This is a genomic window from Neobacillus terrae (genome assembly GCF_011393025.1).
Lineage (GTDB): Bacteria > Bacillota > Bacilli > Bacillales > Cytobacillaceae > Neobacillus_A > Neobacillus_A terrae.
The window spans coordinates 1-14710 of the sequence record NZ_JAAOEO010000014.1; the positions used below are offsets into that span (position 1 = coordinate 1).

Here is a 14710-nt window from a genome sequence, read left to right on the forward strand (position 1 = left end):
CTATTTAATCATAATATTGAGGTCGTAACGGTAAACCCTTACTCAGTGAAAAGAAATAAAGAAAACCGGGATAATACTCAATCAAAAAGTGATAAAAAAGATGCACTCGTTATTGCAGATATGGTAAATAATGGCTACTACTCATTTGTAAGGAATACCCCGGAATCCTTTGAAAAACTAAGAGTCTTAATGTCTAACCGGGATGTAGTGGTGAAACGTCTAGTTAGTTCTATTAATCAATTAAATCGATGGGTTGATATTGTCTTTCCAGAACTCAGACAAGTATTCAAAGATGTTACTGCTAAAGGAGCTATCGCCACCCTTCGTTTATTTCCAATGCCAACGAAACTCCGTTTCATGAAACCTGATGAGTTGGTCACAAAGTGGAAGTCGATCATGAAAAGGCAGCCTGGATTGAAAAAAGCGCAATTACTTGTTCAAGTCGCTAAGAGATCCATTGGTTCCCTACAGGCACTTGATGCTTATGAATTCCATTTGGAACAGCTGTTAGAGGAATATGATTTGACTGTAAAGCAACTCGAAAGAGTTGAAAGTCAAGTAACCGAAGTACTCCAAAAAATTCCTTATGCGAAGAAACTTCTTATGATAAAAGGTATTAGTGAAGTATCATTAGCTGGCATATTAGGAGAGGCAGGAGATTTGAGTGGATTCTCTCACGGCAATTCTCTCCTCCGTCACGCTGGCCTGCATCTGGCCGAAGCAAGTTCAGGAAAGTGGAAGGGGCAAATTGTGATTTCCAAACGGGGAAGATCCAGGCTGCGGCGTTTCCTCTACCTAGCGACTATGAGCCTTGTGATGAACAATCCAGAATTCAAAGCCATCCACTCTCATAATGTTAAGGTGAAAAAAATAAAAAAAATGAAGTCGATCATGAAACTAATAGGCAAACTGGCGAGGATATTTGTAGGAATGTCAAGACGAAACGAGGCCTATTCTCCGGATAAACTTCAATCCCTATTACCGCAAGCAGCTTAAAAGTATAAGAAATTATTATAAAGCTAGATAACGAATGTTGGCTTATTCGCAGGATTTTAAATATGTACGGAGTACCAGGTTTCTTCAACAAAAGGGCTCTGACCCATCAGGTTAGCATAACTGGCCTCCACCCCTTGGATAGGTATGACGAAGGAATGAAAGGGCCAATGGACCCGTTGAGACATGGGAGGGTAAACCTCCAGGGGCGGTGTGGAGAATGTACATCATATGGTAAAATATGGAGTTTTTTATTACTCCTTTATTTGACTATGCCTCCACGAGCTATTATTATCTGAACTCATTACCTTTTAATCGATTCCTTTCTATAAAGGGTTATGAAATCCTGCGAATAAGCGAGTATTTGCTAGAAAATCGTATTAAACTGAGGGAGTTGAAGAGTCTTGATAAACAGTTATTCAAAAAGCGGGCAGATTGTTGAACACGACCTTTTCGTGTTGCACGCATCGATCACGTTTACCAGCTGATCACCAAGACGTAAACCTGTTCGTCTGTTGGGGAATGGTACGCGTTAATCATCTCAATGGCCAAGTCATTATTACCTTTAAACACAAGGCCATTTTCATGGCAGTAGATCTCGCGAAAATAGGAGCGGAAATCCAAGGCAAAGGAATGTCCTTCGCTTAAACATGAGAGGTTACCACACAATGAGCCGTACACTTTCCCGTCCTGTGGTAAAGTGTACGGCTCATCTTTCTATTCTGGGGATAAACCGGTCCTTCTTGGATTAAGTGTCTTCAATAATCAAAGAAGTGAGGGGACCGAGGTCGCCTTGCTTGACCCAAAGCTTTTTAATTTTATTCATCATAAACTGAATGTGCCGGCGGGTCCCGGTTAGGCACCAGGGAGGTTCTTTCAGGAATCTCGTGTATAAATGTCAATAAATAATGCCTTTGTGTTTTTGTGAGTTTAAGGCACCGAGCAAAAAAGAATTGACTATATGAAAGAGAAGGTTTCCGATGAATTGATGCTTCTTATTTGAAATAGATTTGTGGTATCAACATTAAAAAGAGAAGTCCTTTTTTATTTTCTTTGTTCGACATAAGCATCTAAAGAGTGTTATTTAAAGACAGTATTCTTCATGACAAACTTTTGCAGAACTCAAGGTAAATATTAAGTATTGTATATTATATCCAAAACTGAATATTTAGAGTATTCTATATAAAATAGAGGTTTAAATAAAACGAAGGAAATTAATATTCAATTTTGAATAATGGGAAAGGAACTGGAGCTTATGACCCTTCAAAAGCAAACATGGAACGAATATGAAACGATTCTTCGCTCACTTAAGGATGACATTTTGGTGACCAATACGAATGGAGTTATTCTCAATGTTAGTGAGGTAACTGGTTCAATACGGTGTAAAGACAGAACAGCTTATTGGGAAATCGGTATATCACCTTGAAAAGGAAGGGTTATTTACTCCTCTTGCTGTTCCGATGGTCCTAAAAAACAATGAAAAAACAACCTTTGTTCAAACAACACGCAATGGAAAAAAGCTACTGGTTACAGGAATTCCTGTCTTTGATGCAAATAAAGAGATATTTCGTATTGTCAGTTACTCCCATGATGTAACGGAGTTATTAGAGATGGAAAAATACCTGATTCAAATGAAAGGTGAGAAGGAGAGAGTAAAAAAAAAAATTGAACCTGTCATTGGCAGCATACGTTCTGTTGGACTCATGATCGGTATTGAAATCGTACATTCAGATTCAAAAGAACCGAATGGTGAGGGATTAGTAAGAATTCTCGATCTTGCCCTTGAGAAGGGGGTATTGTTTTATTTATGCGGTAACTTTGGAGAAGTGATCCGTATGATTCCGCCATTAACGGTTAACCAAGAGCAGATCGATGAAGGTCTGCAAATGCTGGATGAGGCTTTATATGCATACGAAAGAGAGATTCATATTTTTATCAATTAAAGAGGAGTGGGATAAATTGACAGATGTTATGTTGATTTCACAAAATCAAGTAAAGAATGCTTTAAGCATGGAACGCATCATTGATATCGTAGAGCAAATTTTTAGTGTACATGGAAATGATCAAGTGCTTATGCCTTCCAAGATTACTCTAGATTTGGGAGAAGGAAATGAATGGCCGCCATATGGTGGGTCTTTCAACGCAATGCCGGCTTACATTGGAAAAGAGATGGATATTTCGGGGATAAAGTGGGTTTGTGGATTTGAAGGGAACAGGGCCAAAGGACTTCCGTATATCAGTGGTACCATTTTACTGAATGATCCGAGAACAGGTGAGTTATTAGCGCTTATGGATGGAAGCTATATTACGGATTACCGCACTGGTGCTGCAACGGGCGTAGCGGTTAAATACTTAGCTAAAAAAGACGCCAGCGTTGTCGGAATTATCGGTGCAGGCATCCAGGCCAGGACAAATTTGGTGGCTATCGCGGCAGTAGCCCCAATCCAAAAGGCCAAAATCATTGATATAAATAAAGAGGTTGCGAGTGCATTTGCGGAAGAAATGAGTAAAGAGCTGAATATTGAAGTTGTCGTGGCCGACACGAATCAGGAAGTTGTAGAAGAATCAGATATCATTGTAACAGTCACGACAGCTAATACGCCACTAGTTATGAAAGAATGGCTACAAGAAGGTTCACTTGTTATCTCGGTGGGCTCGTTCCAAGAATTGGACGAGACAATCCCTTTAACAGCAGACAAACTTGTGGTCGATCATTGGGAGCAAAACACTCACCGCGGGGAGCTAACTAAACTCATAGAAGCTGGGCATCTAACCGAGAAAAATCTCTATGCTGAACTTCCCGAAATTGTTACAAATAGAAAAAAAGGCAGAGAAAACGAGAAAGAGATTATTTGTGCATGCTTGATTGGAATAGGCTCTACAGATATCGGGATAGCTAATGAAATATATAAAGACATAAAAAAGTCTGGTGAATTTCAAGTGTTTCCCATTAGATAAATTGAAGATGGGAACCTAATATTCTCTGAGGGTACATACGCCCGTCAACAATTGTAATCTACCTTTTAATATCAAACTTATTGACTTTTAGGATGAGGAGCAAAATTTTGCCACTCTAATCATAAGTTCAGCCATTTAGAAAAGAGGATCGAGAAATGAATAACCAACAGCAAAGCGTACGAGTGGCTGTCGTCCAAGCTGCTTCTGTCATCATGGATAGGGAAGCTAGTACGGAAAAGGCCGTTTCGTTAATAAGACAAGCAGGAGAAAGTGGAGCTAAGATTGTCGTATTCCCTGAAGCTTTTATTCCTGCTTATCCACTTGAGCTCTCCTTTGGAACGAAGGTAGGGGCACGATCCCCGGAAGGACGAAAAGATTGGCTTCGTTACTGGGAAAACTCGGTATCCGTCCCAAGTGGCACGACAGAAATTTTAGGAGAAGCAGCCCGCAAGGCAGGTGTCTATCTTGTGATCGGAGTAATTGAAAGAGACAATGAATATAGTGGAGGGACCCTCTATTGCACGGCATTGTTTTTTGGGCCGGATGGGGCATTGCTTGGCAAACACCGCAAATTAAAGCCTACCGGTGCAGAGCGATTTATCTTTGGAGAAGGAGATGGCAGTACTTTGCCGGTATTTGATACGCCCTACGGTAAAATAGGGGCGCTGCTTTGCTGGGAAAATTACATGCCGTTAGCTAGAGCGGCGATGTACGCGAAAGGAGTTCAAATCTATATAGCTCCTACAGCAGATGACCGGGAAGTCTGGCAATCTACCATTCGCCATATCGCCCTCGAAGGAAGGTGCTTTGTTCTATCCTGCAATCAGTATGTTACAAAGGATATGTTCCCCACTGATTTGGCCTGTTATGATGAGCTGGCATCTTCTCCCGATGAGATCTGTACAGGAGGCAGTGCGATTGTCGGTCCCATGGGTGAATATGTTAAAAAACCGGTATATGGCCATGAAGACATTCTCATAGCTGATCTTGATTTGCGTGAAATTGCTTACAGCCGATTTGATTTTGATGTGGTAGGTCACTTTGCAAGACCTGATGTATTTCAACTACTGGTAAATGAAGAGAAAAAAGAGAATGTGAAGTGGATTAATCGAACGTATTGAAATGAGCGGGTCTTTGTGGATTTGTAGATATAAAATTACAACTCAAGGGCAAGATGTTTGTATTAGCATAAAAGTAAGGATAAATAAAGATAATTGTAAAAGGGTTGGGGATTAATTGGATGGAAATCTGATGATTCCTAATCCTTTTGTTATGTCTGCTTGAAATAAAGTAAGATGAAAGGAGATCATTTATGATTAGTTTGGGGAATGAATATCTCGAAAAGTGGAAAAGAATTGGAACATGAAAATGATAATAATACTAAATCGATTAATAATCTTTAAAGTAAAAAATGGTCTCTTATACATGCCATCGATTATGACGTTAAATCGAAATATAGCGAAATAAGCTGGCTAAATTGCTTTAAATTGTAACGAAACATTATTTCTGGGGTAATCATGAATTTTGTCCGAAAAAACACTAGAAAATATCCTGGGGATGGGATTGTGAATCAAAAGACCTAAATTACTACAAATTTCACATAGAAACCTACTAGAAACGACTTTTGAAACGGTGAAAGAATAGGTTAAAAGTCTTTTGGTATTCAAATACATTTCAAAAATGTAGTAAATTTTAACTGTTTTTACTTTTTTGTGATGTAGGAAGAAACAATGAAGCGTAAACCTCCAGCCAAAACCAGATAAAAATATCGATAGACTAAAGATACATGGATTTTCTCTTATTAAGCAAACGGGCCATTTAATGGAATAACATACTGTAATGAAAATTGTTATAGGTAAAGAGATTGTGATGATTTTCACTTAAACTACCATGAAAATAAGTTTCTTTATGATTGGAAAAAATGACAATACTTAAGAAGACCCTGCTCAATCGATAAAAAAAAGAGGAGAGCGTTAATTAATAAGTCTATGGAGTGGCGTGGACTGGATTAAGGTCAGTATCAGTATTGACACTTCCTACCCATTTTCATTCTCTGTGGTGCAGCACTGATTTTGTGCTGCATGGATGGCTAACGGGGCAGGTTACTTTAAGAAGGTTAATTGGATTTAGTGGGTAAAGATGGTCTCTTTTGAAATCGAATCATTTATTGTCTTTAGTTTCAAACGCTAATATAATCTGTAGTACCATATTTAGATGCTCTAAATAAATGAAAATGCAGCAGGGGTTGCCCAGCTACATCTCATGCATCTTATTTAACAAATAACAGCTTCCATCTTCCGCAAACCATAAAAATTCTCCAAATTTAATATTAAACTCAACGGTATTTTTATTATAAATTAACTTTGTTACTTTTTTAAATTGGTTTAGTAATTCCATCGGGGGATCTGTGATAATGTCCTGAGTGTCGTTAGTAATGACAAATCCTTTTGGGTCTAATCTTCGATCAGGTTTTACTTCTGTCATCCAATTGCCGTTAAGCAAAATAGATTTAACCGTTATCTTCTTTTTTCGATTCTGTATAGACCAAATATTACGACAATTACACCGATGTATTTTACACTTCATCCCATAACCCTCTTTTCTTTTAAAATAAGGTCATGGTTCATTATATTTAAACTTGTAGCAAAACATTATGATAAGATGGTTGCCTTTGATTAGTTTTTTTAGTTAACATGTGATATAAAACAATTACATAATGATTTAGGAGTTTATTTGTATGACATCAAAGGTAATCTTAGATATTGATGAAACCATTCTCCCACATGGGAAAACGATTAGTCCGGCTCGAGCAACTAAAAGCGTTTCTTTCATAGGGGGCGGGGTATTATGACGAACGATATGTTGCTGAGACAAGTGGAAGTGGTTCGAGCCATTACTCTCCAAAAGTTGGAATCTACTACAGAAGACGTGGCTGATATTATACCTAAGGGATTTAACAATACGATTCGTTGGAACGTTGGTCATATTTTAATTGTTCAGGATCAGCTTGCTTCGAACTTTGCAGGATTACCGCAACAACTTTCTTTAGAATTTGTCACCTTATTTGGCAATCGGACGAGACCAAGCGAATGGCAAGTAGAACCTCCAACGTTGCAAACCTTATCCTATGAATTAAAAAAGCAAACAGCTTACATAAAGGAATGTCTCGGCAACCGTCTGCAGGAAAAAGCAATAAAACCCTTTGTACGGATTGGTTTTATGATGGAAACAATCGGAGAAATTCTCGCGTTTAGTTTACACCATGAAGGAATGCATACGGGAGTTATTTATGCGATTCAACGGGCAATTGAAGGATCCAACAATTGAAGAATCTTTAATCAGGGGATATTTTAGTGGCAAACCTTCCTAGTATCAAAAGGACAAAAGGCAGGTCTTTTTGGAATCGCTTATGGTTGATAGGGCAACCCTTTTTTATTATGAAAGTAAAAGATTGTGAAAGAATGTACTGTGCGAAACGTTTCCTTATAAGTGCCAAAGCACGAAATAGGAGGATTGCTGAAAGGCAATTACAACTGATTAATCGAAACTCGGAATGTTCGACTGGCATGTGTAGGTTTTTTAATAATCCCACTTTATTTAATACATTCAGCATAAATCATTCCTCCTTGGATCTTTCGAGTAGGTGTTAAAAAAAGCGTTAATCAGACATACTGACTAACGCTTTGCGAAGTAAGAAAATATCTTGTTGGATGTTGTTCCGAACTTGGTTATCGCTACAGTTATTAAGTTCAATTAGTAAACGTCCAAGTTCTTTAATAAATAGTAAGCATTCAAATTCACTTACCATAGCGTACTCTCCCTTACATAGGATAAAACACTATGTCAACAAAGACTATCACAGTCTTCATATATATACAATCGAGTAATCGAACTAAAACATAAAAAAGCTGTGGAAATACAATAGCAAATTTGACATACGCGGGTAAATTAACCTTCCCTTTATTGGTAATCCGACACGATTCCTATTGTTTTTGCTTTTTTTGATTTTTTAAGAAAAATTAGTTGACACTGAAAATAAATTTATGATATTATTATAAATTTGTTAAAAAATAATATATATGTTAAGGTTAAGAAGGTTACCATATATGGAGGTGGATTATTTGTATCAAATTGGCGATAACATTGTTTATCCAATGCACGGTGTAGGTATAATTAAAACCATAGAAGAAAAGGAAATCTCAGGGGAAAAACAACAGTATTATGTCATAAAAATGTTAATCGGTAATATGCAAGTCATGATTCCTACGGGTAAAATATTGAGTTCAAGTATACGCCCTGTTACTGACATAATTGCATTAAAACACATCATAAACATTTTTCATCATGGAGAATCAGATAGATTACTGCCGTGGAAACAAAGGTATAAAGTGAACACGGACAAAATAAAAACGGGTAAAATACAAGAATGTACTGAAGTTGTACGTGATTTAATGCGTATGAAGAAAGAAAAAGCACTTAATACAAGCGAAAAAAAAATGTTAGATAACGCACATGAATTTTTGATTAGTGAACTGGGATTAATTAAAGGGATTACTGAAAATCAAATAAAAAGTTTCTGTTAAGGTTAATTTAAGATAATGTATTACATCTCCCCGAAAATATCCTGAATTTTTTGGGAATATATTTATTATTAAAAGTAAATCTTTTCAAAGACATTCAACTTCTCCAACACACCTTTAGAGCATTAACCTCTTTTGTTATTTCTACAATCTAATCCATTTTTATTATTTAAATTTCCTTTACGAACGTTTGAAGTTTCATCAAACAACTCGATAAAATAGTCACTTGATTTTTGCAATCCTGATTCACACTGGCACGGACAAGGAGCCGTAAGGATGAAAGAGAGGTAGGGCTTTCATTGTTTTAGGTATACAATATATTATTTAAGTCATTATTTCGAGAAGAAAAAACAATCCATCTCACTTCTATCTTTAAGAATTTTTTACATCTACTGGGACAGTGATTAGTAATTGTTTATCTTCTTTACGTAAAAGAGAAAAACGAATTGGTAACACCGAATGGTCAACTACAAAAATGGTTTCCAGACCAGGAAACCATTTATTATTTCATTTACATAACAATAGTAAAGATTACTGGGGACGGTTTTAAATCCTTTGATGAAGGGCAACGCGTACAATTTGATATTCTAAACGCACGCTTTCCGCGGGAGGTTAGGGAGCATTCGAACTCCAGCGACTAGACCCTAGAAGCGGCTTCTGTCCACGCTAAACCAGGGATAAGCTTTAACACAGCCAAAATGAATAATAGTATAATTAAAGAAAAAATCACCTTATACTTAGTTTATGATTTTTTTCTTGAAAACAGGTAGAATAAATATAGTGCTTTAATATGAAAGCTTTAAAAGGAGGAACTGGTATGTCGATTGAAATCCCTTCAAGGGCTGAATTAGGAGAAATTCTAAACAAAGCAAAGCGGATTGCTGTAGTAGGCCTTAGTGACAATCCGGCTAAAACATCCTATATGGTTTCTGAGGTTATGCAAAAAGCCGGTTATGAAATAATACCTGTAAATCCTACAATCAAAGAGGCTCTCGGCGTAAAAGCGGTGCCGTCTTTAAAAGACATTGAAGGCCATATTGATATTGTAAATGTTTTTCGACGTTCCGAACAATTAATGGAGGTTGCCAGGGAATTCGCTCAAGTTGACGCAGATGTTTACTGGTCACAGCTGGGACTTGCTAACGAAGAAGCTTACAATTTTTTAAAGGAAAAAGGATATACGGTTGTAATGGATCGTTGTATTAAAGTAGAATATGCTCTGACAAGATAAGTAAGGTGAGTGGCATGAGATTTTCCTTCTCATGCTTTTTTATTTGGCAAAAATGAATTTTATTTAGAAAATCTGCAAATATTGCATAGAACAAAGGATATTCTACCTCTTGTTTTGTTGATTTCCAAGGCCTTGTATTGTTGTGCTTAAAAGCCGATTAAGAAGTTCTTCACACTTGCTTGTTTATTTAAAAAAGGCTCTTATTAAGCCATTTCTCCATATTACAAAATTAAGTTGTTTTTCAAGAACCCTTTGCCAAATTGAAATAAATCGATACAATAGAGCATAGACCTTTGTGAACTTATGGTACAATAGAATCGCGAACATAAGTTCTTAGCCGTAAATTTCCTTGCCAACATAAAGGAAAACGGTTTTATTTGAACGAATACATTTACGGAAATTTTATTTGAAAATCTTTTTTTGAATGTTAGTTTTTTTGGAAGTAATGAAAGGGGTATTTTTAGTGGCAAGAACACAGCAAGCATTTGATTACAATGATGATGCCATTCAGGTATTGGAAGGCCTGGAAGCAGTCCGCAAACGGCCAGGCATGTATATTGGAAGCACGGATTCCCGCGGCCTCCATCACCTGGTGTATGAAATAGTAGATAACTCTGTCGATGAAGCACTGGCTGGTTTTGGCAATCAAATCATCGTCAGAATACATAAAGATAACTCAATCAGTGTTATTGATAAAGGACGGGGAATGCCGACCGGAATGCATAAACTCGGCAAACCAACACCTGAGGTTATTCTCACTATTCTTCACGCAGGCGGAAAGTTTGGCCAGGGCGGATATAAAACGAGCGGAGGCTTGCATGGCGTAGGTGCATCCGTTGTAAACGCACTTTCAGAGTGGCTTGTAGTAACAATTAAAAGAGACGGATTTGTCTACGAGCAAAGATTTGAAAAAGGTGGAAAGCCTGTAACAACTCTTGAGAAGATCGGGAAAACCAATCAGACGGGTACAACCATCCATTTCAAACCGGATCCAACCATCTTTTCAACGACTACGTATAATTATGAAACACTGTGTGAGAGGTTAAGAGAATCCGCTTTCCTTCTTAAAGGTTTTAAAATAGAAATCAATGATGACCGAAACGATTTTCATGAAGTATTCCATTATGAAAACGGGATCGAAGCTTTTGTAGAGTACTTAAACGAGGAAAAAGATGTACTTCACCCGGTTGTAAGCTTTGAAGGAACTCAAAATGGAATCGAAGTAGAGTTTGCATTCCAATTTAACGATGGATACTCGGAGAATATCCTTTCCTTTGTTAACAACGTACGGACAAAGGATGGCGGTACACATGAAGCAGGCTCGAAAACAGCTATGACAAGGGCATTTAATGATTATGCAAGAAAGGTATCCCTTCTTAAGGAAAAGGATAAGAACCTCGATGGTGCCGATATCCGTGAGGGTCTTTCAGCCATTATCAGTGTCAGAATTCCTGAGGAGCTATTGCAGTTTGAAGGACAGACAAAAGGAAAATTAGGTACAAGCGAAGCAAGGTCTGCAGTTGATTCAGTAGTTTCAGAGCACCTGGCTTATTTCTTTGAAGAAAATCCAGATATCAGTTCCCTTCTAATCCGTAAGTCAATTAAGGCCTATCAAGCTAGAGAGGCAGCACGGAAAGCCCGTGAGGATGCGCGAAGCGGCAAAAAACGTAAAAAGTCTGAAGCTGTTTTATCGGGCAAACTTACACCTGCCCAATCCCGAAACCCACAAAGAAATGAACTTTACCTGGTAGAGGGTGACTCTGCTGGCGGTTCTGCAAAACAGGGCCGAGACAGACGTTTCCAGGCAGTTCTTCCCCTTCGCGGTAAGGTTATTAACACAGAGAAAGCTAAGCTTGCGGACATTTTTAAAAACGAAGAAATCAATACGATTATTCATGCTATTGGAGCAGGTGTCGGTACAGATTTCAACCTGGAAGATGTGAACTACGAAAAAGTTATTATCATGACTGATGCTGATACAGACGGAGCACATATCCAAGTTTTGCTTCTGACTTTCTTTTATCGCTATATGAAACCACTTTTGGAAGCAGGAAAAATCTTTATTGCCCTGCCGCCGCTTTATAAGGTAAGTAAAGGTACGGGTAAAAAAGAAGTCATTGAATATGCCTGGAATGACGATGAGCTTCAAGGTGCTATGAAGAAGGTCGGCAAAGGTTATATTATCCAGCGTTATAAGGGACTTGGCGAGATGAATGCCGACCAATTATGGGAAACCACCATGGATCCTGAAACACGGACTTTAATCCGTGTTAAAATAGATGATGCTGCAAGGGCCGAAAGACGTGTGACAACCCTTATGGGTGATAAAGTAGAGCCTCGCCGAAAGTGGATTGAATCCAATGTAGCTTTTGGCCTGGAAGATGACGACGATATTGATACTATTTTAGAGAATGAAAACATTATGGTCGCAGAGGAGGAAACTGAATGAGCACACCAGAAAAATTCCGTGACTTGCCTCTTGAAGATGTACTAGGCGACCGATTTGGAAGATACAGTAAGTACATTATCCAGGAACGCGCCCTCCCTGATGCAAGGGATGGCTTGAAGCCTGTACAGCGAAGAATACTATATGCAATGCATGTAGAAGGCAACACTCATGAAAAAGGCTTCCGTAAATCAGCAAAGACAGTTGGTAACGTAATTGGTAATTATCACCCGCATGGTGATTCTTCAGTTTATGATGCGATGGTAAGGATGAGCCAGGATTGGAAGGTCCGTAACGTACTTGTTCAAATGCACGGAAACAACGGAAGTGTTGACGGGGATCCTCCGGCTGCCATGCGTTATACAGAGGCAAGATTATCAGCTATTTCTACAGAGCTTCTAAGGGATATTGAGAAACAGACAGTTGATTTTATCCCGAACTTTGACGATACCTCCAAGGAGCCTACTGTACTGCCTGCAATGTTTCCCAACTTGCTGGTAAATGGCTCTACAGGTATTTCTGCCGGTTATGCAACTGAAATACCGCCGCACCATCTTGGAGAAGTAATTGACGGGGTTATCATGAAAATGGATAAACCAGATGTCACAGTAGATGAGCTAATGACGGTTGTAAAAGGTCCAGATTTCCCGACCGGGGGCATTATCCAAGGTTTGGATGGGATTAAAAAGGCTTATGAAACTGGAAAAGGAAAAATTATCATCCGCGGTAAAGCTGATGTAGAGGATTTGCGCGGGGGGAAACAGCAAATTGTTGTTACAGAGATCCCTTATGAAATAAATAAAGCTAATCTTGTTAAGAAAATGGACGAGTTCAGATTGGACCGCAAAGTGGAAGGTATTTCAGAGGTTCGTGATGAGACAGACCGGACAGGCCTTAGAATTGTCATTGAACTGAAAAAAGATGCCGATGCTGCAGGTGTTCTTAATTATTTATACAAAAACAGTGATCTTCAGGTAACTTATAACTTCAATATGGTTGCAATCCATAAGAAGCGCCCTAAATTAATGGGTTTAAATGATTTGCTTGATGCCTATATTACCCACCAGAAAGAAGTAATTACCCGACGTTCAGAATTCGAACTAAAGAAAGCCAGTGAGCGCCAGCATATTGTCGAAGGATTAATGAAGGCACTTTCCATCCTTGATGAAGTGATTGCAGCGATCCGTGCGTCTAAGGATAAACGTAACGCAAAGGAAAATCTGATGGCAAAGTTTGCTTTCACAGAACCTCAATCGGAAGCAATTGTTTCCTTGCAGTTATACCGTTTGACTAATACAGACATCACTGCATTGAGAGCAGAGGCAGAAGAATTGGCTAAAAAGATTGACGAACTTACTTCCATCCTGGGAAGTGAAAAGAAGCTGATTTCTGTTATTAAAAAAGATTTAAAAGACGTTAAAAAGCGTTTTGCAGATGAGCGCCGCTCCAAAATCGAAGCAGAAATCCAAGAAATTAAAATTAATCTTGATGTTATGATAGCAAGTGAAGACGTAGTAGTAACGATTACGAAAGAAGGCTATATCAAGCGAACCAGCCAGCGATCTTTTGCTGCTTCGAACGGTCAGGACCTTGCCATGAAGGATTCGGATCGAATACTTGCGACATTGGAAATGAATACGAAGGACGTCCTTCTTCTATTTACAAGCAAAGGTAATTACTTATATATGCCGGTCCATGAGCTCCCTGACATACGATGGAAGGACCTTGGCCAGCATGTAGCGAATATTATTCCAATTGACCGAGATGACGAGCTGATTCATGCACTACCAATTAAAGATTTTGAAACAGATGCTTTCCTGGTTTTTGTTACGAAAAATGGAATGGTTAAAAAGACGGAGCTAAAACACTATAAAGCTCAAAGGTATTCAAAATCATTAACGGCTATCAATCTTAAGGATGATGACAGGGTTACAGACGTTCACCTCACAGATGGCAAAAAGGAAGTATTTATGGTCAGTCATTATGGCTATGCCCTCTGGTTTGATGAGGAGGAAATCAGCATTGTTGGCGCCCGGGCTGCTGGAGTTAAAGGCATGAACCTTAAAGACGGGGATTATATCATAGCAGGCAAAGTTTTTGATTCCGAAACTAAAATCTCCATCTTAGTTTCTACCCAGCGAGGGGCCGTTAAGAAAATGAAATTAAAAGAATTCGAGAAATCTTCGCGAGCTAAACGCGGTCTTGTCATTCTTCGCGAGCTAAAAGCCAACCCTCATAAAATTATTGGTTTTGAGACTGTTACAGAAGAGGATGAAATTTTTATTCAGACAGAAAAAGGACAGATCGAATCCTTTAAAGCAGCAGATCTAAAAAATAGCGATCGCTACTCAAATGGCTCGTTCCTTATTGATGAGTCAGACAGCGGAAAAGCGGTTCAAATTTGGAAGGCTGAAGAACCAATAAGTATTCAAAAATAAAGAATTGAATGGCCGCCTGATAATTCAGGCGGCTTTTTGCATTAATTTCCCAAAACTTCGCAAA

General features: G+C 38.5%; 10 protein-coding genes and 1 pseudogene. 10 read left to right on the top strand and 1 reads right to left on the bottom strand.

Features of this window, described 5'->3' with window-relative positions; all coding sequences use genetic code 11:
* From G8761_RS17910 to G8761_RS17930, 5 genes and pseudogenes are all read left to right on the top strand, one after another.
* On the top strand, window positions 1-996 hold a 996-nt coding region (locus tag G8761_RS17910; protein ID WP_166029157.1), incomplete at its 5' end, for an IS110 family RNA-guided transposase.
* A 1252-nt stretch (window positions 997-2248) separates the two neighbouring features.
* The gene (locus tag G8761_RS17915) at window positions 2249-2419 is read left to right on the top strand and encodes a hypothetical protein (protein ID WP_166029159.1); all 171 of its coding nucleotides are present in this window, start codon (window positions 2249-2251) and stop codon (window positions 2417-2419) included.
* A gap of 181 nt (window positions 2420-2600) precedes the next feature.
* Window positions 2601-2936 (top strand): annotated as a pseudogene (locus G8761_RS27345) (aminotransferase class III-fold pyridoxal phosphate-dependent enzyme); the annotation flags it as partial.
* A 16-nt stretch (window positions 2937-2952) separates the two neighbouring features.
* Window positions 2953-3951 (top strand): ornithine cyclodeaminase family protein, encoded by a 999-nt coding sequence (locus G8761_RS17925; RefSeq protein WP_166029163.1) that lies wholly within the window; start codon window positions 2953-2955, stop codon window positions 3949-3951.
* Between the two features lie 155 nt (window positions 3952-4106).
* The gene (locus G8761_RS17930) at window positions 4107-5072 is read left to right on the top strand and encodes a carbon-nitrogen hydrolase family protein (RefSeq protein WP_166029165.1); all 966 of its coding nucleotides are present in this window, start codon (window positions 4107-4109) and stop codon (window positions 5070-5072) included.
* Between the two features lie 1132 nt (window positions 5073-6204).
* Here G8761_RS17930 and G8761_RS17935 read toward each other — a convergent pair.
* A complete protein-coding gene (locus tag G8761_RS17935; RefSeq protein WP_243450075.1) occupies window positions 6205-6453 on the bottom strand; it encodes a hypothetical protein in 249 nt (82 codons plus the stop codon).
* Window positions 6454-6798: 345 nt separating this feature from the next.
* Here G8761_RS17935 and G8761_RS17940 point away from each other — a divergent pair, with 345 nt between their 5' ends.
* The 5 genes from G8761_RS17940 to parC all read left to right on the top strand — a co-directional run bounded on the left by G8761_RS17940 (window position 6799) and on the right by parC (window position 14646).
* Window positions 6799-7278 (top strand): DinB family protein, encoded by a 480-nt coding sequence (locus G8761_RS17940; protein WP_166029170.1) that lies wholly within the window; start codon window positions 6799-6801, stop codon window positions 7276-7278.
* Between the two features lie 779 nt (window positions 7279-8057).
* On the top strand, window positions 8058-8534 hold the full coding sequence (locus G8761_RS17945; RefSeq protein WP_166029172.1) for a CarD family transcriptional regulator: 477 nt from the start codon (window positions 8058-8060) through the stop codon (window positions 8532-8534).
* An 814-nt stretch (window positions 8535-9348) separates the two neighbouring features.
* Window positions 9349-9762, top strand: a complete 414-nt coding sequence (locus G8761_RS17950) for a CoA-binding protein (RefSeq protein ID WP_166029174.1) — start codon at window positions 9349-9351, stop codon at window positions 9760-9762.
* A gap of 463 nt (window positions 9763-10225) precedes the next feature.
* Window positions 10226-12211 carry a DNA topoisomerase IV subunit B gene (gene parE / locus G8761_RS17955; protein ID WP_166029176.1) on the top strand — a complete coding sequence of 662 codons (1986 nt, stop codon included), beginning with the start codon at window positions 10226-10228 and terminating at the stop codon, window positions 12209-12211.
* Window positions 12208-14646, top strand: a complete 2439-nt coding sequence (gene parC / locus G8761_RS17960; protein ID WP_166029178.1) for a DNA topoisomerase IV subunit A — start codon at window positions 12208-12210, stop codon at window positions 14644-14646. The genes parE and parC overlap by 4 nt, the downstream gene beginning before the upstream one ends.
* Window positions 14647-14710: the final 64 nt, after the last annotated feature.